We start from the raw sequence: 25155 nt of genomic DNA on the forward strand, positions 1-25155 counted from the left end.
CGATATTTGCGCCTAGTTGTAGTACCAGCAAGTTTAACTGCAATTACCCCCTGTGTAGCTGTAGTATCCTCGACAATGGAAAAAATAGGCAATTAATGGTTTTAAGTATCTATGATAACACTCAAATATCTCGTGTTGGGATTGACTTACTTGGGTTTCGGTTTGGGATATTTGCCCGGACTGCGGATGAACCGGGCAGCGATCGCAATTGTCGGGTCAGCTTTTGCCGTAGCTTTGGGGATACTCGACCTGAAAACTGCTTGGCAGGCGATCGACCCTGGTACGATCGTTTTTTTGCTAGGAATGATGGTCGTCAATTCGGCTTTGGGAGCATCCGGTTCTTTTCAACCAGCTTTAGAGTCTTCAATTCGCTTTACTCATTCTCCTTTGGGCATTTTAGCAGCGGTTACTTTTGGCAAAAAGGCGATCGACATTACCCGATACTTCGAGATAATTCCTTCTTCCCTTCCCCCTCTTCCTTCGCGACAAGAGCGGTTACGCGCGGGCTTCACCTAAAGCGCCTTCGCGGTTGATTAAAACAGCAAAACTCGCTATTTTCCAAGGCTCTATCTTAAAACCTCGCCCTTGAGGCAACTTTTCAGACAAATGTGCAGGTCGTTCTAACAAATCGACTGGCTCTACAATCTCCAACTCCAAATCGCTATCCAATTCTAACACAGCCTGTTTACCCTCGGATTCGCAGCACCGCAAAATCCACAGATTCGCATCATCTTCCGACTGTTTAAACGCCATCAACACTAAATTTTCGGCGGACAAATCCAAAAACTTGCCAACTGTCGGCAGAGTCTTATTTCTGGTTTTCTGTAACTGCGGCAACACCTTTACTAGCAGTGGCAAATTCAACTCGTACCCACGCCGAAATGTGCCTGCATCTTGCCAATTTCCAGCGTGGGGATAGACTGCACAAGTAAATTCTGAAACTCCAACATCTGCTTGTTCATCCGGCCAAGTCGAGCCCCGGAGTAAAGTCAGCCGGATTTGATTTGGTTGAATGTCGCAACCATATTTACAATCGTTGAGCAAACTCACTCCAAAACCGTTATTGCTGATATCAGTCCAGCGCAAAATCGGCACTTCCCATTTAGCTTTTTCGGCGGCTGTCTGCGGTTTTGTGGTGCGTGCGATCGCCCCGCCGGGAATTTCGCAAGTTGCAAAATCTGCTTCTACATTTAACCCGAAGGCTGCTTTTACCAAAACGTGAGTTTCTTGCCAATCTGCAACTGTCTTTATTTTCAGCAGCGGTGAACCTTTTTCTACCATATAATCTTGGCAAAACTCGGATTTGCCAATTTGCATAACTACGCGCAAACTCTGCCGCAATTCTCCCCGCTCTACCCAATAAATCTCTTTGAGTATCGGCGCGGGTAAAGGATGTTTTTGATAATTCGGATCGATGTTCCAAGCATCCCAATATTGACCGCTGTCTTGAAAGGCTTGCAGTTGATTGCCTCCGGCTGCATTCAACACTTCTCTATGATTAATTTTATCCCAAATGCTGGATAAATTGCCAGTTTGTTGGTCTATTTTTGCCAGAATAAGTTCATTTTCTAAGATGATTTGTGGGGCAGCAAAATGCGTTTCTTGACAAAGTGCGTTTTTTTGTGTTATACCGTATGTAAGTTTCGATAAATCTGTCTTGTTTTCGGTTCCTGGGCTTGTGGAGAGATTATGAACGGTTTGAGAGTCTTTACGACAGAGCCAAAACACGCGGTAGCCGATCGCCGGAACATCCTCTGCACAAAATAACATGGTAAATTGCGGTGGGAGTCGATCGCCCTTAACAATCTGCGAAATCAGCCGTTGTCCCGACAAATCGTAAATTTGCCAAGCTGTATCGGAGGAATCGGGAAGAGTTAAAGCGACAACCTCAGAGCGCGACCAATTGAGAGTATTAAAAATCAGAATCGGTTGAGCGTCCGACTGCGGCGGAGAAGGCAGAGAAATTTGAGCAGCGATCGCATCTAAAGATTGTAACAGGATTTGGCGACAAGCGCGATCGACCTCAGCAAAGGCTAGATTAGCATCCGTGTAGACTTGGGCGATCGCCGAACCGGGCAAAATATCGTGAAACTGGTTAAACAACACTTGTTTCCAAGCCGATTCTAACTCAGATTTCGGATAAACCGCACCAGTGCAGATTGTGGCGATCGAAGACAACAACTCAGCTTGATAGAGCAAATCTTCACAGCGGCGGTTTTGGCGTTTTTGGTCAGCGCGAGTCGTGTAACAACCCCGGTGGAATTCTAAATAAAGTTCGTCCTTCCAAATCGGGAGAGTGCGGAGATTTTCGAGTTGTGAGATAGAAGGATTTGCATCCGAAATTTTCGACAAATCGGAAAATTCTAGCGCCCGCAAATTCCCGACAGTTTCGCCAACTTGCAAATTTTCCCGATTGTCCGATTCTGAAACATCATTTTCGGGCCAAGTTGGCGTAACTTGCGGCAAAAACTGACTCTCAATCAAAGCCAAATAATCAACCGCCTTCGCAAACTCCATCCTAGGGAAAAAAGGCGACAATTTCCAGCGTTTCGCCACCTCCAGCATATCACGAGTCGGGCCGCCGCCGTGGTCGCCAACTCCCGGCAACCAAAGAGCATCTGGCAAATTAGTATTAACTTGCCAATCAAAAGCATAACTCGCCATTTTGACAGATGCTATACTTTCGCCGATCGCCCCAGACATCATGCTAAATATTTTAGTACCATCCAACCCTTCCCACCAAAACGCACCATAGGGAAATTCCGTCGAATCATTCCAGCGCAACTTCTGAGTCACAAAATAATCAACTCCACCGTCGCGCAAAATCTGAGGTAATTGCCATCCAAAACCAAAAGTATCCGGTAGCCAAGCCACCCGCATCAATTCCCCAAACTTTTCCCTTGCATAACGCTGTCCGTAAACAACTTGTCGCACCATTGATTCAGCCGAAATCAAGTTTAAATCCGGTTCAACCCACATCCCGCCAACAACTTCCCAACGTCCGACAGCCACCTGTTTTTGAATCGCTGCAAACAAGTCCGGGCGGTGTTCTTCCATCCAAGCATAAAGCGCCGGAGTTGAATGACAGAAAATCAAATCGGGAAACTCCGATTGTAATTTCAACACCGACTCAAAAGTTCGTTCAGCAGCTTCCCAAGTTTCCGGGACAGGCCACAGCCAAGCTAAGTCTAAATGAGCGTGACCGACCAAATAGATTTTACTTTTATATATAGATTTCGCGCCGCCATTTTCACCTATATATATAGATGTACTGTTTTGATTATCTCCAACCTGAGAAACTGCATTTCCTCTTCTCTCTGTGTTCTCTGTGGCCTCTGCGGTTAAATCATCTAACTCCCCAGAAAAAAATTTAATGTTGAGATTTTCCCCTATATATATAGATGTACTGTACTGATTCTCTCCAACCTCAAAAACTCGATCTATTCTTCCCTCTGTGCTCTCTGCGGCCTCTGCGGTTAAATCATCCAACTCCCCAGAAAAAGATATCCTCTCGCCATTTTCTCCAACCTCAAAAACTCGATCTATTCTTCCCTCTGTGTCCTCTGTGGCCTCTGCGGTTAAATCATCCAACTCCCCAGAAAAAGCTCGGAGATATCCCAGTAAATTGTGCCGCAAAACCGACAGAGAGCGATCGAACTTAGCGCGATTCGGTAAAGCCGACCAATCAATCAAATTAACCGCCAAATCAATCTCAGATTTTGGCAAATTCCCCTTGACAAACCAGGGATGATTTGCTATATTTTCGGTAGGGAGATATTGGGAATTTTTATTTTCTGAATTACCAGCTAGGGATTTTTGCAAAATCTCTAATTCATCCGCCACAAAACCCGGATCGAAACAAGCAGAATCTGCCGCTTCGTACAAGCAAATCGATCGCACTAAAGCACCATTATCGTGCCCCGGACTTATCAACCGCAACATCACAAAAAATTCATCACCCGGATTGACCGACGCACTCAACAAAACTCGATCGGCACAATCGAATAAATCACCTTGTCCGACTAACTCACCGCCCACAAAAATTTGAGCATCTTCCGCCCACCAAGTCAAGCCCAGCAGCAATCGCAAACCAGCCACAGGATAGCCGTGCAAATTGTCAGGAATGACAAATTTCTGCCCTAAATAAACAACTTGCTTCCCAGAGGGCCAAGCAATATGTCCTTTCCCGTTCAGTTCGGCAACTGGCCCGTTACAAATACCTACCGAACCCGCCACCGCGTCACCATCGCAGTACCTCCAGCCAGACTGAACCTCCAATTGACTGAGGCGGCGCAACTTCTCTACTACTTCAGAAATATTATTGCGATCGGGTGGCACGGAAGTGTTCATTTTTAGCTAAAATAGGAATTGCGTAGGAATCAGGGCTCAGCATCGAACCGCGTTGGCGCAAAGGACGCGAAGAAATAAGGGTTTCAGAGGTTTTGAAACTGCGATTAATATCTCGGTTTGATTTTACAGCAAAGTTTAGCAATTCCGGCGCGAATCTAAAACCTGAATTCAATAATTAAACTTATGTCTAACGGTTACTACGGCCCATACCAAAGCCGAATATTAAATTTTATATCCAAACAGTCCCGCCAAGTCGCCGATAATTGCGATCGCACTTGGCGACAAATTAAACAAACAACGCTCAACGGCACCCAAATTCTACTTTATCCAGCTTACTTGCTGGTGCAAAGTTCCCGAATGTTGACCAGACAGTTGCGGGAATCAAGTCCCAAGGTAGATTTACCCGAATTGCAAAAAGATGTCGGGGACGAAAATCGTGATTTGCTGCAAAATTGGGATGAGGGGGAAATGTCGGAAGGTGCGATCGGCAAAATCCTGCACTTAGCCGAAAATTTGCTAAACCCGTCACAAACTGCCAAAACTTTAGCCAGCGTCCCGCTGTTAATAAATCAGACAAATCCAGCAACGGAGAAACCAGCTAGGGGTTTACTTCCAGTTATCAATTTTTTCAGTGGAAAAACCGCCAAACATCAAATAACTTCCGCCTTAGAACATCCGCTAACCAAAACTCAATTAGACAGCAAACCACAAGTTAGCGCCATCGCGACTTTCATTCCGGCGCGCACTTTAGTTTTGGTGGGAAAAGAAAATCAGGTATTAGATATTTTGACACCCCAACAGCAGGAACTGCTGGAAAATCGGATAACTTGGGAAGTCGCCAACAACGGGCCGGAACGGCGGGAAGTTGCCCAAAAAGAATTAAAATTTAATCTCGGTTTGGAGTCGGCTGCTAAAAAATCTCAGTTAGCGCCGGTGCGTCGTTTTTGGGAATTGATGGCTTGGCTCCAGTCGAGTCCGGTTGCGGTGAAAAGAAATCAGTTTGGAGAATCAATTTTTGCAGTCAAAAAATCGATCGACCGCAACGCAATCTTACTCCAAAAAGCCGCAGCGCAGATGGCTGCTGCGACAACCGCACCGCAGTCGATTGCTCAATCACATTCCACCGATGACAATACCCCAAAATTAGAAACTAATTTTAACAGCAAGAGCGATCGCACCGGCAATCCGCTCTCCTTTGTCACATTACTCGATCGCGCCGCCGTCAACCTCGAAGAATTTACCGTCCCCCCAGCCGCCAAAACCACCGCCGCTAATCCCGAAGTCAAAATTGATACATCAGCTACACAAACTAATTTAGGTCTTACCGCCCGCGAAATTCTAGAAAAATACGCTCAAAACATCGAAAAAATGATTTGGTCGTCCGTAGACAACCTGCTGGGCAAAGAAACAGCAGCCAGTGATAATACTGAGAAAGCCGTTGCAATTCAGTATTATTTGAAACAGCGACAAGATCAAGAAACAACGCAAAATACCCCAGAGGTCGATCGACCTTGGTTGAATTGGCAAGACTTATTCGGGGAACCAGCGCCGCAGCAGTCGATCGAGGGAAGTTCCGAACCAGACGGCGCAACAGATGAAATCTCCATATCACAAAATAGCTCAAAAGTCAAGCAAGAAATTGCAGGAATGGCAGAAGGTCGATCGACCGCCGTCTCAATGTCGCCCTACCCCAAATCAATTCACCGCCTGCTAGCCGGACTCAGGCAGAGCTTGCTCGCACCAGAGTCAAAAAGTCAACCCCAAGAAGCATCAAATTTAGCAGTAACTCAAAAAAATAGCCCTGCACCCGCAGCAGCATCAACCCCAGGGGGGGTACAGGAAACCCAAGTGCTAAAAGACACAAACCCCAATACCGCACAAAACAGCCAATCCCCAGCAGCAATCACCCAGCAAACCAGCAAATATACCCCAACAGCGACAGCCTCCCAACCACAAAATCGCAGCGCCAGCGTCCCGCCCGCAGACGAATACTTAGAAACAAAATCCGAATCAATGGGTTACATTAAACACCCGCTAGAACAAGTGCTCGAATGGCTCGACCTACTCATGGTGCGACTAGAAAACATTTTAGAGCAACTCTGGAACTGGGCAAAAACTAATTGGCCAACAATCCCCCAAACCAAAGATAAAATTGAGTAATCTTTAGCCTATGATAAAAAAAGTTGCACTCGCAGCAATCAGCTCAGTATTAAACCATCTTTGGAGGCTCCCATAGTGCTAACCCTCAAAATCGTAGTTAATGTAGTTGTCCTATTTTTTGTTTCCCTGTTCATATTTGGATTTTTGTCCAATGACCCAGCCCGGAACCCCAACCGCAGAGACATGGAATAAGCCAGTTATCTGGGCCGCTAGTTCGGGGGGCCGACACCGCAGCCCCCGAACCAGGGCGCGAAGCCACAAAAGTGACTCAATCAAAACTTGACCTCGCACCACCAGCGAGGTTATGTTGTGGCAACAGAAACCCGTTTGCTAGGAAATATTCGCTGATTGCCGCGAAACATCTGTTTATTCAGTTGACAGTTGACAGTTGACAGTTGACAGTTGACAGTTGACAGTTGACAGATGAGAGCGACCTCTACAATGTAGAAGGAGGAGGATTGGAGCAATGAATAATCTTCTTTTAATTTCTTCCTACAAGGGTTCCGGCTTTAAACCAATTCTTTCTGGTAAGCAACCAAGTTTCTGAGGATGAGTCGGTTAGCTGCGAGGCATACCTGAAGATTTCCGGTTAACCTGGAAACGCTGCCTGTTAAATGCAAAAATTTTGATGATAAATTGTCCGCTATAAAAAACCCTCTAAAATCTAAAATCTAAAATCGGATGACTCACCTGTTGTAACTATGCCATATCCGGTCCCGCCGCCCGAACCATCTGCCATCATCTACATCGCGAAACAAAAGAAAGCAGCCCTAACTGTCGCAGCCAGTGATGGAGATATCCCCAGCAACTCCGCAGAAACACCGGAACCAAGCCCAGAAATCGTTCAGCCACCCCAGCAACCGGCCCAAGTAGAAGAAGCAGCAGCACTCCTCGATAACGCCCCAGCCACCAACCAACAGCCTCCAGAAATCGCACACCCCGCAGCCACAGTCGAAAGCGACGAAGCAGTAGAAGGATTTCAGCGCCCGGTTGCTGCGGAAAAACCCGAAACTGTAGAAGCCAAGCAAGATTCCTCATTTACTGCTTACCAGTTAGGTTCGGTAGAAAATGCTGTGGCAGCTCGGAATCGCCAAAAAATAGCAGGGGAGCAGAGAAAAGACGACAAGAATGCGCTAAAACCGCAAGAAAGTTGGTATCAGGCCCAAGGCCGACAGTTAGAAGAGAACGCTCCCGTACCAGCAGAGATTCCCGTTCCAGAACCCGCACCAGAACAGCCTCCCACCGAGCAGCAACAGTTCGAGATTCCCACACCAGGAACCGCCCCCACACCAAGAACCGCCCCCGCACCCACAACGCCAAGAGCGCCCAAACCAAAGCCCAAACCTGCCGTGCCCGGAGTCCGCACTGCGCCTTCTCAGCGGACGGTGCCATTTCCGGTGAGTCCGGCTGATACGATCGAAATTAAGGCCGACAGACAAGAATTTGACGATAAGCAGCAAATTGTCACGGCGGTTGGTAATGTTGTGGTGCGGTTCCGGCAAACTGTGATTGATGCCGATCGCGCGATCGTCAACCTAGTCACCCGCCAAGTGGTAGCATCAGGCAACGTCGCCTATACCCGCGGCCAACAAGTAGTCCGCGGCCAGCAGATGGAATTCAATCTCGGCCTCAACTCCGGCGCAGTCGAACAAGCCAGCGGCGAAATATTCCTCCCCGCAGCAGGTAGCGAATTAACGCCCACACTACCCACAGATATTAGTGCTGGAACCATTCTCGAACAGCCTCTGAGCGATCGAATTACCAGCCAGCAACCCCTGCGCGGAGTCAAATCCCCAGGAGCAGCCAGCATTACCGTCGGCGGCGGCGGACAGCTAGCAGCCCCCCAAGTTGTCGGCGCAGTCAACCGCATCCGCTTTGAAGCAGAACGCCTCGAACTTCTGCCAAACGGCGCCAGAGTAGCAACCAACATTCGGATTACTAACGACCCGTTTTCCCCGCCAGAATTTGAATACAGGGCGCGGAGGGCGACGATTACCAGGATTTCGCCCACGGCTGAAGAATTAGTCACACATTCGCCCCGCTTAGTATTCGACAACCGCATCAAAATACCCGTGTATCCCCGCAGACAAGTGTTTGACAGCCGACAGCAGAACGGCCCTTGTTTGACCTTTGGCTACGACGCCCGGGACAGGGGCGGTTTGTATGCCGAGTGCGGTTTTCAGGTATTGCAAAACGGGCCGGTGCGGCTCACCCTGACACCCCAAGTTTACCTTCAGCGGGTCGTGGCAGATCACGGCGGCAATCCGTTTTTTCCCGACAGCTACGGACTCAAAGCGAAGTTGACCTCTAGGCTCGGCCCCCGTACCAATATCGAAGCCTCAGCGATATTTCTGAGTTTCGAGAATTTCCCGAATTTGCCAGAAGACAGCTTTCGGGGCAATTTTCGCCTGCGGCAGGCGATCGGCACTCACTCTCTAGCGGCAGAATACAGTTATCGCGATCGACTGTTTAACGGCTCTCTGGGCTATCAAACCGTTCAGAGCAGCCTCGGAGCAGTGCTCACTTCCCCTGTCATCCCGCTAGGCAGAACAGGCATCAATCTCAGCTACCAAGCCGGGTATCAATTTATCAATGCTGACACCGATCGAGCAGATTTGCTCGAACCAGTGCGCGAAAACAACCGCATCGATTTAGGCCGCGCCCAAGCCAGCTTCGCCTTGAGCCGCGGCTTCAACCTGTGGGAGGGTAAACCGCTACCCCGCACTCCCACCCAGGGTTTGAAGTACACGCGCAACCCAGTGGTTCCTTTCTTGCAACTAGCCTTGGGAGTCCGGGGAGTTGGCACTTATTACAGCAGCGGCGACACACAAAACTCGATCGCCACCAGCGTCGGCATTCAAGGGCAGTTCGGTCATTTCTCCCGCCCTTTCCTCGACTACACTGGATTTAACGTAACTTACACTCAGGTAGGGCGGGACGGCATATCGCCTTATTTGTTCGATCGGCTAGTAGATTTGAAAGTCCTATCTTTTGGACTTGTCCAGCAAGTTTATGGAGGATTTCGAGTCGGCTTTCAAACAGCTATTAATACAGAGAGCAAGGAAGTAATCAGTACGAACTACACTTTAGAATACAGCCGTCGCAGCTACGCAATTATTTTGCGTTTTAATCCTGAACGTCAAGTCGGCAGCCTGACTTTTAGAATTAGCGACTTCAATTGGAACGGCAGTCCCCAACCTTTTTACGGGGACGTGCGAACTGTAGAAGGAGGCGTGCGTTTATCCGATTAATTCAATTGGGGGTAATGGGTAATCAGTAATTGGTAATCGGTAATTGGTAATAACCAAGCAAAAAAAATCACCAATTCCCAATTCTTCAATTCCAAATGCTCCAAATGCTCCAATTCCCAATTTCCAATTCCCAATTTCCAATTCCTAAGGACAACTGACAACTGACAACTGACTACTGACTACTGACAACTGACAACTGACAACTGACTACTGACTACTGACTACTGACTACTGACTACTGACTACTGACTAATGACTAATTACCAATTCCCATGACAGATGGACGTACAATATCTGCACAAGCAGCAGCTCTGCTGGTTCACTACGGTTTTGATCTAGGTGGCAAAAAAGCAGAGAAATTGGCTGGTGAATGGCTGACCAAGTATCCCGGCTATTGGCTGCGTTTAGCAGTAGTTGAAGCGCTTTATCAAGGGCGCTACAAAGCTGTTTCTGTCGGACAGCTATTGAGTATGTGGCACCGGATAGGCCAACCACTTTATCATTTTAATCGCGAGTTTGAACGCTTAGTCTGCAACAACTTTCCTCAAGATTTAACCTTTGAAAGTTATGCTCAACCGCCGCAGGAAGAGATACTTTTATCGAACCCGGAATCGGAAGTCGGTGTCGCAGAATTAGATCCAATTGAGCACTCAGAAGCAGAACTCGATCGCCCGCCAGATGCAGAAGTCCCGAATACAGAGGTTCTGGAAGCAGAACAACTGCGCGTCGCGGACGATCGCACAAAAGAAAATACAGAAGTTGTAGTATATGAAGATGTGGATGTTACCGCCCTGGCCGATCGAGCCGAACCAGAGCGCCAATTAATAGACCAAGCTGTAACAAAATCATTCCCAGTTGCCAAACACACTGATTTTCACACCAAACTAAAAGCCGTTGCCCGAGAAGGCCGTAGAAAGAAAGGAGAAAGCATCAACAAGAAATAAGCTGTGAACTTTGGGAATGAGATAGTTGTTTGTCACTATTAACTTTTCGGACTTGCACCCATCCGAATTTCCGAACAAAAAGATGCTTGTTCCGTACCGTTAGCTTGCTTAACAACGCTAGTCCGCAGCCGCAGATTGGGGATGAGATACCACAGCCTTTCTTCAGCATGGACGGTATCTGATTCTGTAATCAATGTCAGCACATCGTCGCCACCCATCACGTAGCGGGTGTTTCCCTTTGCTTGCAAAACTTTGCCTTCGCTGGGATTGTCGGGATTCGGGACGATCGCTAATATTGTAGAACCAACTTGTTTAGCTTGGTTGCGATCGGGAACACCATCCCAAGAAATCCGAACGCCCTTTAGCCCAGTTGAGTCCGGGTTAATCGAGTGCTGTTGGCAAAGTTTGACGACTGCTGCATCGCTAGCTGTCAGCATTTCTATTTTGAGGTCAGATTTACCTGCTTGCAATTCCCCAGAATTGAGATTGTGTACGGTGCGCTGAGAAAACCATTTGCCTGCACTTAACTCAAAAAACTCGATAACATCCATGAAATTTGTCTCTAAACTTAAATACTTCTTTATTTTCGATCGCCACGGGCGTACTATAAACTCAGAAACCCGGTTTTTGCCTGCGTACCTAGCGGTTAAACCAATGATTTTAGCCGATCGACCAGGTTTAAGAGTGCAAGTGCCACTCTATATTTTAAAGGAATAGGGCGCGCCTGCAAAACTTTCCGGGATTTGGGCCAAGCAGATTGCAGGTTTGGTTGAGGTAGGAAACCCCACCGGGCGACAGCAGGCTGATGCAGCCGAGTTGACAGAAAACTAGATTCGGCATCGTATTTCGCTAAAAAAGTCTTGTTCGCACATCAAATAGGATTGCGATAGCTCAAAAAATTGAGCTTTGAGAGTGTTAGCCGATCGACAATCATCGTTCCCCGACCAGCTATATTAAGAAAAACAACGATATATGTCAGGTTTTGTCGATCGGCAGATTTGGGGCTGTTGAGTTGAATTATCTTGGTGACGGTTGATGGTAATCGCAGGCCTTGAAAATTCTCAAACCAGACTCAGACTAAAAAACCAGCGATTCATCGAAGCATCACCAAACCGATGGCAGCAGCCCCGTAGCAAATAGCCTTCAAATATGCCATGCTAAGTAAACGAGCAAAGTAAGCAATAAAACTTTCTCGATCGGGTTTTGGACAAGGTGCAGCTAGCGATCGCATACATTAAAAAAAGACATCCACAAATTTATGAGCGAGTTTACACAAGGGCTAGATAAAATGCAGCCCGCAGAACAGACGCACTGTTTGGGAATCCTACCAAGTCAGCTAGCAGCGACTTCAGACTCAGAGAAATTATACAGCTTACTAACAGATTACAATTTTATTCAAGCCAAGCTGTCAGCATCGGGAGTACAAGCGCTAATAGAAGACTACGATTTAGCAACAAGTCCCGATATTATCACCGACAAAAAAGCCGACAAACTCAAATTAATCCAAGAAGCAATCCGGCTTTCTGCCCACATTTTAGCCAAAGATAAAACCCAACTAGCGACCCAACTAATTGCCCGCTTAATGCGCTTTGAAATTCCCGAAATTCAAGCACTACTAGCCCAAGCAAAACAGCAGAAAAACCCCTGGTTGCGGCCACTAACGCCCAGCTTTACCCCTCCAGGTGGCAGATTGCTACGCACCCTCACCGGACATACAGACTGGGTACAAGCTGTAGCAATCACCCCCGACGGCAAGCAGGCAATTTCTGCATCCTCCGACCACACTCTCAAAGTTTGGCACTTAGAAACAGGAGAAGAACTTTTCACCCTCAAAGGTCATCTTACCTACGTCAATGCTGTAGCTGTCACCCCAGACGGCACTAAAATAATTTCCGGTTCTTGGGACAACACGATTAAAATTTGGAATTTAGCAACTGGAACAGAAATATTAACATTAGCAGGTGATACTTTTGCAGTAGAAGCAGTAGCAGTAACTCCCGACGGCAAGCGAATAATTTCTGGTTCCTGGGACGGCAGCATAAAAGTTTGGGACTTGTCAACAGGGGCAGTGATTTTTAACCTGAAAAGTCACAGCAGTTTTGTGCAGTCCGTAGCAGCAACTCCCGATAGCAAACAGTTAATTTCCGGTTCGGGAGACAACAGCATTAAAGTCTGGAATCTAGAAACAGGACAAGAACTTTTTACCCTCACCGGACATACAGATTGGGTAAAAGTAGTAGCAGTAACTCCCGACGGTAAACAAATAATTTCCGGCAGTTATGACAGCACAATCAAAGTGTGGAGTTTGTCAGAAAAAAAGCAACTTTTTACTTTAGGAGAACATAGCAGTTTCGTCCAAGATATAGCAGTAACTCCAGATGGAAAACAAGTAATTTCAGCAGCCGGCGACAAAACGCTGAAAGTTTGGAATCTAGAAACAAAAGCAGAACTTTTTACTTTTACTAATCACATCGCGCCCGTGAATGCTGTCGCTGTTACCCCCGACGGGAAGCGGATAGTTTCTGGTTCATCTGACAAAACTCTCAAAGTTTGGCGCTTAGAAACAGGCAAAGAAAATTTATCACCTGCCAGTCACGATGACTGGGTAAATGCTGTAGCACTGACGGCGGACGGTACTAAAGCAATTTCCGGTTCAGGAGACAACAGGATTAAAGTCTGGAATCTCAAAAACGGGCAAGAAATTTTTACTATTGGGGGACATCAAGACTGGGTAAAAGCGATCGCAATAACAGCAGATAGCCAGCGAATAATTTCGGGTTCCGGCGACAAAACCGTGAAACTTTGGGATCTAGAAACCGGAACCGAAATCTTGACTTTCACGGGTCATACAGACTGGGTAAATTCTGTAGCTGTTACCCCTGACGGAACGATGGCAATTTCTGGTTCTGGAGACAAAACTATTAAAGTTTGGAGTTTAGAAACAGGAGACGAACTTTTTACATTTTCAGGTCATACTGACGGGATAAAAGCTGTGGCAGTTACTCCAGACGGAAAATGGGTAATTTCGGCGGCCGGCGACAAAACTTTGAAAGTTTGGAGTTTGGGGAAAGAAAAGAATATTTTGAAAAATATGTGGAATTTAGTCGTAAAAAATCAACTTTTTACTCTCAAAGGTCATGAGAGTTTTGTGAATGCTGTGGCAGTTACAACGGATGGCAAATGGGTGATTTCTGGCGGGCGGGAACACGATCTGAAAGTTTGGAATTTGTCAAGTAAAAAAGAAGCTTTTACTTTGGTAGGTCATGCTGATGCAATCACAGCTTTGGCGACTGTGGGAAATAAGGTGATTTCGGTTTCGGATGACAATACTCTGAAAGTTTGGGATTTGTTGAGTCGCAAAGTAGTTGCTAGTTTCAGGGGAGATAGTGCTTTGAAAGCTTGCGCTATTGCACCGGATGGGGTGACAATTGTGGCGGCGGAAGCTTCGGGACAAGTTCATTTTTTGAAGTTGGAATTAGTCAGTCGTCAGTAGTCAGTAGTCAGTCGTCAGTCGTCAGTCGTTAGTCGTCATTAGTCATTGTGACGATCGCATTTTTGCTAAACTTGAAAAGTGCGATCGACCTTTTCCCCAATCTAGTTTACAATTATTCCGGGTCAATGCCCATCGATCGCAGTCTGTCTAACTTAATTCATCTGGGTTAATTCCCATTTCTCGCAGCCGTTCCGCCAAAAGTTGCGATCGCCGCCGTTCCTCTTCTAAAGCTGTTTCTGCAAGTTCTGCCCGCTGACGTTCTTGTTCTGTCCGCTGTTCGGCTTGTTCTAGCAGTTGACAAATCTCAACGTAGGAGAAAAATCTAGTGCCATCAGGTCGATAAATTTGCAATTCATCGCCTGATAAATCGAACCGGATGGCTAACCTTGGACTCGCGTAGTTGTCCATAGATGCGATCGCATCCAAGCCGTCTTCTCCGCGCAACCAACCTCTGAGTTGATTGTTAGTAGGATTGTAAATGTAATATTCTTCAACTTGGTGGCGATCGTAAAAAAGTAATTTCGTCTCCATTTCATCCTGGCTATTGCTAGGAGAGAGAATCTCAAACACAACTTGCGGTGCAATTCCTGACTCGTTCCACTGCTGATAAGAACTCCGTCTCCTTTTCGGTGTGCCGAAGACAACCATCACATCCGGGGCATTAACAATATTCGGTCTTCCCTGAACCGGATACCAAAACAAATCGCCCGCTACAAATACATTCTCGTCATTAGCATACATCCATTCTAGATTTTGCTCAATGACTAGAATCCAGCGAAACTGATCGGTATTGTTTGCCATTGGTTTACCGTCGGTGTCGGGGTAGATAATCTGTTGCTGAGTTGGGGATGGGATTTGAGTTACCATAACTGTTGTCCGGGATTAGGGACTATTTGATTTAATTTTAGCTGTTTCGGAAGGGTGAGAAGTGCGACTCACGCGCGGGATAGCTACGCTTCACGACTTTTCAACGAATTTCTGCGGTTCATTAAAAAAAATCTCATTCAGCAGCGAAAATAGGGCAGACACCGCCCGCCCCAGCAAACTACTTCCTCTGCAACCTCACCCCACGTATAGAATAGTCCAAAAGCTCGATCGGGTGCATCAAAGTAACAGCCTTCCCCTGCAACTCCAAATGCTTCTTAATTTGCAAAGAACAACCAGGATTAGAAGAAGCAATCAACTCAGCCCCAGTATTCAGCAAATTCTCCACCTTCTGCACACCCAACTCATCAGCAATTTCCGGCTGCAACATATTGTAAACCCCCGCACTCCCGCAACACAAAGCAGCATCCACAGGTTCTTTTAACTTCACCCCCGGAATTTGTTGCAGTAATTGACGCGGCTGCAAACTAATCTTTTGTCCGTGCAACAAATGACAAGCATCCTGATAAACAATTGTCAAATCTCCATCAATCAAAGGATTGAGTTTCGCCGTAATTCCCGCACTTGCCAAAAACTCCTGCACATCCTTCACATTAGCAGCAAACTTCTCAGCTTTCTCCCGATAATCCGGGTCATCAGCTAAAATGTGACCGTATTCTTTCAAAGTGTGGCCGCAGCCAGCAGCGTTGATAATTACAAAATCAACATTAGTATTTTCAAAGCTGTCAATCATTTGTCTCGCCAAAGATTGCGCCTGCTGGGCTTGTCCTTGATGTTCCGGTAAAGCAGCGCAGCATCCTTGACTTTTGGGAATCACAACCTCGCAGCCGTTAGCCGTCAAAACACGCACCGTAGCCTCATTAACCGGCGAGAACAACAACCTCTGCACGCAACCTAAAATCACGCCGACTCGATAGCGTTTCTCCCCTTGTGCGGGAATTACTTCCGGCAAATTATCCCGAAAAGAATCAACTGTTACCTTCGGCAAAATTGATTCCATCGCCGCCAAGCGGGGAAATACCTTTTTCAACAAACCTGTTTTACGAATGAGTTTTGGCAGTCCTAATTTTTGATAAATAAACAGCGGTACAAGCAAAGGCCGCAATCTGTGAGGATAGGGAAATAGATTAAAAATCAGAGTACGAATTACATTGTCAGAAAAAGTGCGTTTTTGATTCCTAGTAACTTGGTGGCGAGTTGCAGAAATCAGCTTATCGTATTGAACTCCAGAAGGGCAAGTTGTCACGCAGGCCAAACAGCCCAAACAAGTATCGAAATGCTGCGAAGTTGCTTCATTTAAAGGTGCGTCGCCTTCGTTGATTGCATCCATTAAATAAATGCGGCCTCTGGGCGAATCCATTTCTTTGCCAAGTACGCGATAACTCGGACAAGTTGATAAGCAAAAGCCGCAGTGCACGCAAGTATCAATTAATTTGGGATCAGGCGGGTTGATGGCGTCGAAACCGGGAATTTCGAGGGTTTGCAAGTGAGGATTTTGTGCTAAAAAATTGCTTTCTTTAGCTGGCTTTAAATCTTCGCTGGGAATTTGTGATTTTTCTGATGTTTGCATATATGGCAGTTGACAGTTGACAGTTGACAGTTGACAATTGCTTAGTACGGGAATCAAATCATTTATGCTTGACGGATATCGGATATATTCATGAGGTTATTTATGTTATTTATGTCCGCGCCCGATGTGGCGGTTGCTATATTACTTAATTCTTTTGGTTTGCATTCAGGATTTTAGTTCTTTTCCTGGGATTTAAGAAGGACTGAATTCCTCACTACAAACCTTAAATTCCTGGTTCGTAGTGAGGATTTTAGTCCTCTTCCTGGGATTTAAGAAGGACTGAATTCCTCACTACGAACCTTTCAAGATAAAACGATCGCAATTCAAGATATTTTCCGGGTCAAACTCTTGTTTAATCCGGCGCATTAAATCGATCGCACTTCCAGTATAGCCCCAAACATCTAACCCTTGCTTAATGTCGGTCGGCGCTGCCAAAACAGTCATAAAACCGCCTTTAGCTTCGCACGCCCTGCGTACCTGCAACAGTGTATCCGCAGTCGCAGTCTCAAACCGCAAAACCCCCAAACCGCTGCCCGCGTGAATCAAAGCGTCCTGTACAGGCAACTCGTTAATTGCTTTGACTGCTTCCGAGGGTCTGATTCCTATTTTGCAAATAATTGCTGACTTTGTGCCAGAATTCCACATTGTTTCTGGTAATCTTTGCCATAACTGAAGCTCATCATTCTCCCCGCAGTTAGTGCCTTGCAAACCCAACTTTTCGGCAACTTCCAGCAAGCGGGCTGATTGTTGTTTAACGCTTTCGGCGATACTTTGAAACCTCACTACCAATCCAGAACCTTTACCCAAACTAAGTTTTTCTACTAACTGCGGTGATAGCAAATCAACAGCAGTCGGTGTCAGAGCAGAAGATAATAAAATTTGAGTGGCTTCAGCTAAAGCATTAGTTTCTCCTGTTAGTATGACAGTTCCCGATGATTCCGGCAGCGGATAAACTCGGAAAGTTACTTGAGAAATGATGCCTAATGTGCCGTAAGCACCGGTAAACAGTTTCATCAAGTCGTAACCGGCGACATTTTTAACAACTCGACCTCCGGCTACAGCAATTTTACCGTCCGATCGCACAAACGTAATTCCCAACAACAAATCGCGCACGCCCCGATAGCGGTGTCGCAAGGAACCCGTGTCAGCAGTAGCGACAATCCCGCCCAAAGTTGCCTGTTGCGGATATGCTGGATCGATCGGCAAAAATTGACCTGCTTTACCTAAAATTTCCTGCAAATCCGCAAACTTCATGCCCGCTTCCGCAGTCACCGTCAAATCGCCCACAGCGTGTTCTACCAGCCTGTTCAGACGCCCCGTACTGACGGCAATTTTGACTCCCTTGACTAAACCGCCCCAATCGAGTTTGCTGCCACTACCACAAGGCAAGACTGCACAGCGATTTGGCTCAGCCCAAGCAATCACCGCCGCGAGTTCTTCCTGAGTATTGGGGTAAACGGTGCAGTCTATTTTCGTGCCCGGGGCAACAGCTTTTTCTACCCGTTCTTGCCAAAATGGCTCTGTATCTTGCCAGCGACAGATGCCAGCAGTCCCGACAATACTTTCTAATTCTTGTGTGCTTACGTAATTTTCGGTAGAAAAAGATTTCATGAAGGTTATCAGACGCCCGGTAAAAAAAATATCAAAACACTGCCTAAAACCATTAAATATTAATACGGGCCCGATATTCAAAACATGAACAAACAAATGTCTCAAAACCGAATTTCTCTGGGAATTACCGGTCTCAACGAAGTGATTGGCGGCGGCCTAATTTCTCAACGCTCTTATCTGGTGCGCGGCGGCCCGGGTACTGGCAAGACTACACTGGGCTTTCACTTTTTGGCAGCAGGTTTGGCTGTGGGAGAAACGCCCCTGTTTATTACTTTAGGAGAACCCGAAGCGCAATTGCGGGCCAATGCCCAAAGTCTCGGTTTTGATATTGAAGCGATGGCGTTCCTGGATTTGAGCCCATCCTCAGAATTTTTTACAGAAGTTCAGACTTATGACATTTTCTCCCCCTCGGAGGTGGAGCGAGAACCGACTACACAAAAGATTATCGATCGAGTCAAAGCTGTCAAGCCACAACGGGTGTTTTTGGATGCAATCACCCAATTTCGCTACTTAGCTGCGGATGAGTTTCAGTTTCGCAAGCAGGTTTTGTCTTTTCTGCGGTTTTTGGTGGAAGGGGGGGCGACGGTGGTGTTCACCTCAGAAGGCACTTCAAGTGCTCCCGACGACGATTTGCAATTCATCAGCGACGGAGTAATTTACTTGGAACTGCGCCCTGAAGGACGCGCCCTGTCTGTCACCAAGCTGCGAGGCTCCAACTTTCGCAGCGGCCGCCATTCGCTGCGCCTGACTCAGGCTGGTATGGAGGTGTTTCCGCGACTGCTTCCTGGCAACTATCAACAGGATTTTGTTGCTGAAGCAATTTCTTCTGGGGTTCCAGAAATGGACGAGCTGCTGCACGGGGGACTGGAACGGGGGACTGTGACGGTGATTACTGGGCCTAGCGGCGTGGGTAAAACGACGGTGGGGATGCAGTTTATGAAGGAGGCGGCGGGAAGGGGGGAGCGATCGGTAGTTTACATTTTTGAGGAGTCAATTTCTACTCTGCTGGGCCGCTGCGAATCAGTTAACATCCCGGTTGGGGCGATGATTGGGCAAGGAAGTCTTTCCGTGATACCCGTAGAACCTTTGCTGTACTCGCCGGATCAGTTTGCCTGTATGGTACGCCAGGAGGTGGAGCAGCAAAAGACGCAAATTGTGATGATTGACAGCATTTCTGGCTATCAGCTTTCGATGCAGGGGCAAGATTTGGTGAACAATTTGCACGCTTTGTGCAAATATCTGAAGAATATGGGAGTCACCGTTATCTTGATTAATGAGGTAGAAGCCATTAGCGGAGATTTTCGCCTGACTGAGATCGGGATTAGCTATTTGGCGGATAATCTGATGTTTATACGCTATCTGGAACGCCAACTGCATAATAGGACAGAAATCCGCAAGGCGATCGGCGTAATTAAAAAACGAGTCAGCAATTTCGAGAGAACTCTGCGAGAACTTGAGATTACTCGCTACGGCATCAAAGTCAGCAAACCGATACGGGGGCTGCGCGGCATTTTGAGCTCGGCGCCGACGTGGATTGAGGGGGAAGCGGAGGAAGATTGAATCGGGGTTCTCCGTGCTGTTTTTGGCCATTTGCTGCTAATTTTGCAGTTGTGAATCTACTAATCAGTAGGGTGCGCACCCCGCACCTCACCACTAACAGTAGTGCGCGCACCCCGCACCTCACCACTAGCCTAAGTTCTGGAAAACTTAAATATATTGGTAAAATTGTATATTTTCCGACTTTTATAGCAGTTTTCAATTCTATAAAATACAGTAAGGACTTAGCAACGGGGCCGTGTCCTGCGATCGAGCATCTGTACTTCACTCAACTGAAAACCGCTGTAAGAGCTCGCCGAAAAGTAAGCTAATACCAGATCAAAAAAATAATCCAACTTTAGGTAAGCTCCAAACCCATATATAATCAGTCATTCCCAATTCTTCACTTCTTTAATCTAAAACCTCAAATTGTATAATCCGTATTCAGAGGAAGCTGATAGATGACTGACAACTCAATAATTTTAGCCGTAGACCGCAATCACCGAAACTTGGAACTCCTAGCACAATTTCTCAACAAAGAAGGATACCAAATGATCGCGGCTTATAGTTTTGAAGAGGTTGCAAAAGCTATCAGTGAGCCTGCTAGGATCGGGATGGCTTTAGTAGATATTTCTGGTTTTGACCGCCAGATTTGGCACTGTTGCGAACAACTGCGAAATCACCAAATCCCTTTTCTGATACTCTCGCCCAGACAAAGCGCTGCCATTCAGCACGAAAGCCTCTGCCACGGTGCTCGGAATATGTTGGTAAAACCTTTGATCGTTAGAGATTTGCTATCCATTGTTCACAGCTTGCTAGGAGAACCTGTGTGAGTCAAATTTTATTGCTTGTCGAACAGAAAGAAAATCGCCGCCTGTTATTAGAATGGCTAGCAGTTTACTATGAGGTGTTGCTGCCAAACTCAGGAGAAAATAGTGAGAAATTTTTACCATTTAATCAATCTTTTGACCTGGCTATAATTGATGGTCTTGCCCTGAAACGCCACTGGCAATGGGTTGCAGCCCAAAAACAGGCAGAACACCCGGTATGCTTGCCTTTTCTTTTGATTACATCCCGCTCGGATGTAGGGATGGCAACGCAATTTATTTGGCAAAGTATTGACGATTTGATTATCGCTCCGATCGAGAAGATAGAATTGCAAGCGCGGGTGGAGATTTTGCTGCGATCGCGCCAGTTGTCTTTAACTCTCAAATTGTCTCACGACCAACTCGATCGCACTTTGCAAACAGCCCAAGAACTCAACGAGATGAAAACCTCTTTGCTGTACATGATTGCCCACGACGTTCGCAATCCTTTGAATTTCATCATCGGCACTACACAACTTCTTACCCAGTACAAATCGAAATTAACAGATGAGAAAACACAAGAACTGCTAGACAAAACTCAAGCAGCCGCCAAAGGCATCGATCAGTTATTGGACGACGTTCTGCTGCTAGGCCGTGTTGAGTCAGGAAAAACCGGGTTTTGCTTGCTACCGCTTGACTTAGCAACGTTTTGTAATGAATTGGTAGAGGAATTTCAGAGCAGCCTAAAGTTGAAACCTCAAACTGAGCCGGTAACGCTGATTTTTGTGAATCACGGTCCATCGGCGATGGCGTGTTTGGAGGTAAGCTTGCTCCGGCGCATTCTGGGAAATTTGCTGTCAAATGCGATTAAGTATTCTCCCCCAAATACCGAAGTAATCTTTGAATTAAAACTTACTGAAACTGAGGCTATTTTTTCGGTACAGGATGCAGGAATTGGCATACCTGTAGCAGACCAAGGAAGGCTGTTTGAGTCATTTTACCGGGCTACAAATGTCGGTAGAATTCCCGGTACTGGACTGGGGCTGAGCATTGTTAAAAAATGTGTGGACTTGCACGGTGGCGAAATTACATTGATCAGTGAAGAAGGCGTCGGCAGTATATTTACGGTAACGCTGCCGATCGATCGCAAAACCTAGAAAAAAGCAAATCTCGCCTGCAACGCCTTAAACTAGATGCAGGAATTATATTGGGATTTAAAGACGGGATTTTTGGCAGGGATGATAAATCGCTGGTTTCTCATTTTTATTACGGCATCGATGCAAGGCTTTTGATGGTTTTTTCCTAGGCAATTCCAGCGGAAATTTATCATGCTCGATCGCACCGCTGGCGGAAAATTCACACTATTTTAAAGTGCATCGCGCTGCTGCTATTTCTCTGCCCAAGAGTAACGGGTTCTCGCGATTTGTTGGAAATTCGTTTAAGCTAGCAAAAATAACTCATTTATCACGGCAATTTCAAGAACTAAACTTGTCCGAAACCAGCGCCAAAATACAGTAAAATACTTTATTTTGTGTTCGTTATTACTTTTTTAGACTGACTAATTCAAAGTTCTAAAGGAGCAATAGCGTTAAACAAATTTTCTAGGATAAATCGCAGCAAAGATTGAGTTGCTAATATTAAACCTAATCGAGCTTGGGCTAGTTTTGGCTGTTCTATTTTAACTTCTCCCCAAATTCGGCACTGGCTGTAAAAAATCTGAAATGCTTCGCTCAAACTATTGGCTAATTTGAAATAATTGACAGGTTGTTCGCGGTTTTTCACGTCAAAAGTAGGATATAAATTGTCTAGCACTGTTAACAGTTGGGATATTAAACGGCGTTCTGCTGGATGCACTAACCGCAGTCGATCGCCCTCGTCAATCCAAGGGATAGGATTTGGACTCGCTAGGAACCAAATTTGCGGCGCTGTAGTGACATCGGGCTGTGCGATCGCAATTATGCGATCGCGATCGGCCATTCGCAACAGGGAACAACAGCGCGCGTGGCTGTACTGAATCGGAAACAGTCGATCGGCACACACAACAGGAGATAAGATCCGATATTCTGGAACTGGGAGGGGAATTTGAGCTAAACGCTGCAACCAGACGGCTAAACCGGCATCCGTCAACTCTAGTTCAATCATTCCATCCCGTGCGACTTTAACGGCGAAATCCGGGTAACACAACGGTTGGAGAGTTTCGGCCAACTGTGTGGCGATCGCCTGCGGTGTCTGCTGCCAAGTTTTAGTCAATTTCAGGGCGATCGCAGACACATACAGCACTCGCGCGCTATTTTTAGCCCGATTTAACGGAATTTCGGTCATTGTCCCCTGCTGGGCGATCGCCCTGTGGAACCTTAAGAGCAAGAAACACTTCACTGTAACTTCTGGGTACTGCGAGATATTTGCTGTATCCATTATCGGCCCATCCTGCGGTAAAAGTGCCTAGAGACTGTTACCACTTGTGCTGTCCTTGTACGTTAAACTGCTCATGTCAGAGATAGTCGATCGGCTTATTCCGGTGGCGCTACATCGAATTAATCCACTTTCTAGCGATTTTTGGGCGAAATATACAATAATTTACGATCGACTCATTGCTGAATTCTACCATTTTCATGTATTTTTTGCTACATTAAAATTTTGGGTAAAACTGAGAAGAGTCAGCACAGTTAAGAAGCGTGTCAGCTCGATCGGGGGTTGGTTGTCTCACTTAGTATCGCAATGCAGGCCAAAGCTGTTTTTCTCACTAACTAAATATATCCCAGAGCCTCACTTATGCAATCAACTTCCACACATCCAGAAACGATCGATCGACCTTTTATCACCTGGCAGCGAATTATCGACTGGGCCCAGGAACACTACCGCTGCCGGACTTTTAGCAAAGACGAGAAGATTCCAGCCAGACCCGGACTGCTCTATTTAGTCCAGAAAGGTTCTGTGCGGCTCGTAGGCAGCGCTCAGGTTAGCGCCGCTTCAAAATCGTCGAAATCCTCTGACAAAACTACAGAAGAAGCTTTTTTGGGTTTCGTCGGCGCAGGTCAGCCCTTTGAACTGGTTGCTCAGTCTCCCTTTACGCTCCAAGCTTATGCCCACGCCGATCACACTCACGTAGTGTGGATGTACTGGCACGATTTGGATAATTGGCCTCACTTTCGCCGGGAAATTCTGGATGCGTTTCGCTACCAGCACCAGCGAAAACTGCTCTGGCTAAGCACTTTGGGACAGCGCCGGACGATCGACAGATTGCTGGGTTTTCTCACTTTGTTGATCGAAGAGTTCGGCGAACCCTACGTAGGTGAGGGATCACCGGATGTGGTTCGGGGCTACCGATTACCTTGGACATTGACTCACGCTCAAATTGGTAGCGCCATCGGCTCAACACGGGTGACGGTGACGCGGCTGATGGGTAAGTTGCGATCGAAAGGTTTAATTAATACTGAAGATGACAATTTAATCTGTTTGCCGGCTAAGGCTACTCCCCAAAAGACCAAAAATCAAAAACAGGATGTAGCAGGATTCCTCGAAGATTCCCTCGAAGATTCCCTCGAAGATTCCCTCGAAGATTCCCTCGAAGATTCCCTCGAAGATGATCTAGAAGATTCCCTCGAAGATGATCTAGAAGAATCTGCATAAAATCCTGCGGGTGATTCCCCACAAACAGCGCATCGCTATTAAATCAATCGCCAAAATGGTTGGGAAGTTCTTAATTGCTGAAGCATAAGCGGTCGATTGTTACTCTCGGAGATAACTAACTAAAGCTTTCTTCCCTCTTCCTTCTTCCTTCTTCCTCGTTCCTTCTTCCTTCTTCCCTCTTCCTTCTTCCTTCTTCCTTCTTCCTTCTTCCTTCTTCCTTCTTCAAGGTACTAATGACAATGACCGATGACAAGCAAAAATCTCCAATCCCGAACAATCAGCAACGGGTGGTATTCTGCGACTTTGACGGCACGATAACTGTTGAAGAAACTTTTGTAGCAATGCTCAAGCATTTTGCACCGGAATTGTCATCTCAACTAATGCCGGAAATACACGCAAGAAGGCTGAGTTTGCGATCGGGAGTGCGCCAGTTACTAGAGTCTATTCCCTCGGAATGTTATGGGGAAATTGTAGAATTTTCTAGGGGAAAGCTGATGCGGCCGGGATTGGTGGAATTGCTGGATTTTTTGGACGAGCAAAAGGTGGATTTTGCGATAGTTTCCGGTGGCCTGCGGATTATGGTAGAGACGGTGATGGGTGATTTGGTACACCGGGCGATCGCCATTTATGCTGTGGATGTAGACGCTAGTGGGCCTCACTTACGAGTCAATTCTGAGTTTGAAGGAGATGCGGAATTGGTGTCTAAGGTGCGGGTGATGAGCCTGCACCCATCCCAGGAACAGGTGGCGATCGGAGATTCTCTGACGGATTTTAACATGGCTTTGCAGGCGAATTCGGTGTTTGCGCGCGATCGGCTAGCCGAGTATCTAGACGAACAGCAAAAGCCGTATACTAAATGGGATAATTTTTTTGACGTGTTGGAAACTTTATCCCAGAAATGGAATTGAAACTTAACTAG

The 25155-nt window shown here is 46.6% G+C and carries 19 protein-coding genes; 12 read left to right on the plus strand and 7 right to left on the minus strand.

The features are described 5' to 3' along the window. The first annotated feature begins 111 nt into the window (after window positions 1–111). Window positions 112–516, plus strand: coding sequence for an SLC13 family permease (locus tag QUB52_RS03075; protein ID WP_265235281.1), 405 nt, complete (start codon window positions 112–114; stop codon window positions 514–516). Here the strand turns inward: QUB52_RS03075 and QUB52_RS03080 are convergent. Further along, window positions 496–4350: an alpha-mannosidase gene (locus QUB52_RS03080; protein ID WP_332974274.1), complete on the minus strand. Its 3855-nt coding sequence runs from the start codon at window positions 4348–4350 to the stop codon at window positions 496–498. The genes QUB52_RS03075 and QUB52_RS03080 overlap by 21 nt on opposite strands. 183 nt (window positions 4351–4533) lie before the next feature. On the opposite strand from QUB52_RS03080, the gene QUB52_RS03085 reads away from it, so the two are divergent. The 4 genes from QUB52_RS03085 to QUB52_RS03100 all read left to right on the plus strand — a co-directional run bounded on the left by QUB52_RS03085 (window position 4534) and on the right by QUB52_RS03100 (window position 10705). Then, window positions 4534–6510 carry a hypothetical protein gene (locus QUB52_RS03085; RefSeq protein ID WP_332974276.1) on the plus strand — a complete coding sequence of 659 codons (1977 nt, stop codon included), beginning with the start codon at window positions 4534–4536 and terminating at the stop codon, window positions 6508–6510. Window positions 6511–6585: 75 nt separating this feature from the next. Further along, complete coding sequence (locus QUB52_RS03090) at window positions 6586–6702, plus strand: photosystem II reaction center protein I (RefSeq protein ID WP_039887172.1); 117 nt, start codon at window positions 6586–6588, stop codon at window positions 6700–6702. 509 nt (window positions 6703–7211) lie between these two features. Beyond that, entirely contained in the window at window positions 7212–9761 is a 2550-nt protein-coding gene (locus QUB52_RS03095) for a DUF3769 domain-containing protein (protein ID WP_332974277.1), read from the plus strand. Between the two features lie 272 nt (window positions 9762–10033). Continuing rightward, a complete protein-coding gene (locus QUB52_RS03100; protein WP_332974278.1) occupies window positions 10034–10705 on the plus strand; it encodes a hypothetical protein in 672 nt (223 codons plus the stop codon). A 38-nt stretch (window positions 10706–10743) separates the two neighbouring features. On the opposite strand, the gene QUB52_RS03105 is transcribed toward QUB52_RS03100, so the two are convergent. Beyond that, on the minus strand, window positions 10744–11256 hold the full coding sequence (locus tag QUB52_RS03105; RefSeq protein WP_265235286.1) for a phycobiliprotein lyase: 513 nt from the start codon (window positions 11254–11256) through the stop codon (window positions 10744–10746). 707 nt (window positions 11257–11963) lie between these two features. Between QUB52_RS03105 and QUB52_RS03110 the strand changes: the two genes are divergently transcribed. Continuing rightward, on the plus strand, window positions 11964–14198 hold the full coding sequence (locus QUB52_RS03110) for a hypothetical protein (RefSeq protein ID WP_265235288.1): 2235 nt from the start codon (window positions 11964–11966) through the stop codon (window positions 14196–14198). 147 nt (window positions 14199–14345) lie between these two features. Here the strand turns inward: QUB52_RS03110 and QUB52_RS03115 are convergent, their stop codons facing one another. From QUB52_RS03115 to QUB52_RS03125, 3 genes are all read right to left on the minus strand, one after another. Further along, complete coding sequence (locus QUB52_RS03115) at window positions 14346–15065, minus strand: Uma2 family endonuclease (protein ID WP_332974279.1); 720 nt, start codon at window positions 15063–15065, stop codon at window positions 14346–14348. A gap of 178 nt (window positions 15066–15243) precedes the next feature. After that, entirely contained in the window at window positions 15244–16653 is a 1410-nt protein-coding gene (locus QUB52_RS03120) for a (Fe-S)-binding protein (RefSeq protein WP_332974281.1), read from the minus strand. Window positions 16654–16944: 291 nt separating this feature from the next. Further along, the gene (locus QUB52_RS03125) at window positions 16945–18264 is read right to left on the minus strand and encodes an FAD-binding oxidoreductase (protein ID WP_332974282.1); all 1320 of its coding nucleotides are present in this window, start codon (window positions 18262–18264) and stop codon (window positions 16945–16947) included. Window positions 18265–18360: 96 nt separating this feature from the next. Between QUB52_RS03125 and QUB52_RS03130 the strand changes: the two genes are divergently transcribed. The 4 genes from QUB52_RS03130 to QUB52_RS29205 all read left to right on the plus strand — a co-directional run bounded on the left by QUB52_RS03130 (window position 18361) and on the right by QUB52_RS29205 (window position 22053). Further along, a complete protein-coding gene (locus QUB52_RS03130; RefSeq protein ID WP_265235292.1) occupies window positions 18361–19824 on the plus strand; it encodes an ATPase domain-containing protein in 1464 nt (487 codons plus the stop codon). 437 nt (window positions 19825–20261) lie between these two features. Next, window positions 20262–20633 carry a response regulator gene (locus tag QUB52_RS03135; RefSeq protein ID WP_265235293.1) on the plus strand — a complete coding sequence of 124 codons (372 nt, stop codon included), beginning with the start codon at window positions 20262–20264 and terminating at the stop codon, window positions 20631–20633. Next, on the plus strand, window positions 20630–21763 hold the full coding sequence (locus QUB52_RS03140) for a hybrid sensor histidine kinase/response regulator (protein WP_332974284.1): 1134 nt from the start codon (window positions 20630–20632) through the stop codon (window positions 21761–21763). Before QUB52_RS03135 ends, QUB52_RS03140 begins: the two co-directional genes overlap by 4 nt. Window positions 21764–21927: 164 nt before the next feature. Continuing rightward, on the plus strand, window positions 21928–22053 hold the full coding sequence (locus QUB52_RS29205) for a hypothetical protein (RefSeq protein ID WP_375339798.1): 126 nt from the start codon (window positions 21928–21930) through the stop codon (window positions 22051–22053). 116 nt (window positions 22054–22169) lie between these two features. Here QUB52_RS29205 and QUB52_RS03145 read toward each other — a convergent pair whose 3' ends face one another. Further along, on the minus strand, window positions 22170–23021 hold the full coding sequence (locus tag QUB52_RS03145) for a DALR anticodon-binding domain-containing protein (RefSeq protein WP_332974286.1): 852 nt from the start codon (window positions 23019–23021) through the stop codon (window positions 22170–22172). 357 nt (window positions 23022–23378) lie between these two features. Here QUB52_RS03145 and QUB52_RS03150 point away from each other — a divergent pair, with 357 nt between their 5' ends. After that, window positions 23379–24236 carry a Crp/Fnr family transcriptional regulator gene (locus QUB52_RS03150; protein WP_442923207.1) on the plus strand — a complete coding sequence of 286 codons (858 nt, stop codon included), beginning with the start codon at window positions 23379–23381 and terminating at the stop codon, window positions 24234–24236. A gap of 115 nt (window positions 24237–24351) precedes the next feature. Here the strand turns inward: QUB52_RS03150 and QUB52_RS03155 are convergent, their stop codons facing one another. After that, window positions 24352–24489, minus strand: coding sequence for a hypothetical protein (locus tag QUB52_RS03155; protein WP_332974288.1), 138 nt, complete (start codon window positions 24487–24489; stop codon window positions 24352–24354). Between QUB52_RS03155 and QUB52_RS03160 the strand changes: the two genes are divergently transcribed. Beyond that, a complete protein-coding gene (locus QUB52_RS03160) occupies window positions 24476–25144 on the plus strand; it encodes an HAD-IB family phosphatase (protein WP_265235297.1) in 669 nt (222 codons plus the stop codon). The two genes, QUB52_RS03155 and QUB52_RS03160, sit on opposite strands and share 14 nt — an antisense overlap. The last annotated feature ends 11 nt before the right edge of the window (window positions 25145–25155 follow it).

The organism is Microcoleus sp. A6-C6, assembly GCF_036705955.1.
Classification (GTDB): Bacteria; Cyanobacteriota; Cyanobacteriia; order Cyanobacteriales; family Microcoleaceae; genus Microcoleus.

What these genes read in the sequence shown, in the direction of transcription:
- QUB52_RS03075 (WP_265235281.1), top strand. Translation starts at nt 112, where the DNA reads ATGATAACACTCAAATATCTCGTGTTGGGATTGACTTACTTGGGTTTC.
- QUB52_RS03080 (WP_332974274.1), bottom strand. Translation starts at nt 4,350, where the DNA reads ATGAACACTTCCGTGCCACCCGATCGCAATAATATTTCTGAAGTAGTA.
- QUB52_RS03085 (WP_332974276.1), top strand. Translation starts at nt 4,534, where the DNA reads ATGTCTAACGGTTACTACGGCCCATACCAAAGCCGAATATTAAATTTT.
- QUB52_RS03095 (WP_332974277.1), top strand. Translation starts at nt 7,212, where the DNA reads ATGCCATATCCGGTCCCGCCGCCCGAACCATCTGCCATCATCTACATC.
- QUB52_RS03100 (WP_332974278.1), top strand. Translation starts at nt 10,034, where the DNA reads ATGACAGATGGACGTACAATATCTGCACAAGCAGCAGCTCTGCTGGTT.
- QUB52_RS03105 (WP_265235286.1), bottom strand. Translation starts at nt 11,256, where the DNA reads ATGGATGTTATCGAGTTTTTTGAGTTAAGTGCAGGCAAATGGTTTTCT.
- QUB52_RS03110 (WP_265235288.1), top strand. Translation starts at nt 11,964, where the DNA reads ATGAGCGAGTTTACACAAGGGCTAGATAAAATGCAGCCCGCAGAACAG.
- QUB52_RS03115 (WP_332974279.1), bottom strand. Translation starts at nt 15,065, where the DNA reads ATGGTAACTCAAATCCCATCCCCAACTCAGCAACAGATTATCTACCCC.
- QUB52_RS03120 (WP_332974281.1), bottom strand. Translation starts at nt 16,653, where the DNA reads ATGCAAACATCAGAAAAATCACAAATTCCCAGCGAAGATTTAAAGCCA.
- QUB52_RS03125 (WP_332974282.1), bottom strand. Translation starts at nt 18,264, where the DNA reads ATGAAATCTTTTTCTACCGAAAATTACGTAAGCACACAAGAATTAGAA.
- QUB52_RS03130 (WP_265235292.1), top strand. Translation starts at nt 18,361, where the DNA reads ATGTCTCAAAACCGAATTTCTCTGGGAATTACCGGTCTCAACGAAGTG.
- QUB52_RS03135 (WP_265235293.1), top strand. Translation starts at nt 20,262, where the DNA reads ATGACTGACAACTCAATAATTTTAGCCGTAGACCGCAATCACCGAAAC.
- QUB52_RS03145 (WP_332974286.1), bottom strand. Translation starts at nt 23,021, where the DNA reads ATGGATACAGCAAATATCTCGCAGTACCCAGAAGTTACAGTGAAGTGT.
- QUB52_RS03150 (WP_442923207.1), top strand. Translation starts at nt 23,379, where the DNA reads ATGCAATCAACTTCCACACATCCAGAAACGATCGATCGACCTTTTATC.
- QUB52_RS03160 (WP_265235297.1), top strand. Translation starts at nt 24,476, where the DNA reads ATGACCGATGACAAGCAAAAATCTCCAATCCCGAACAATCAGCAACGG.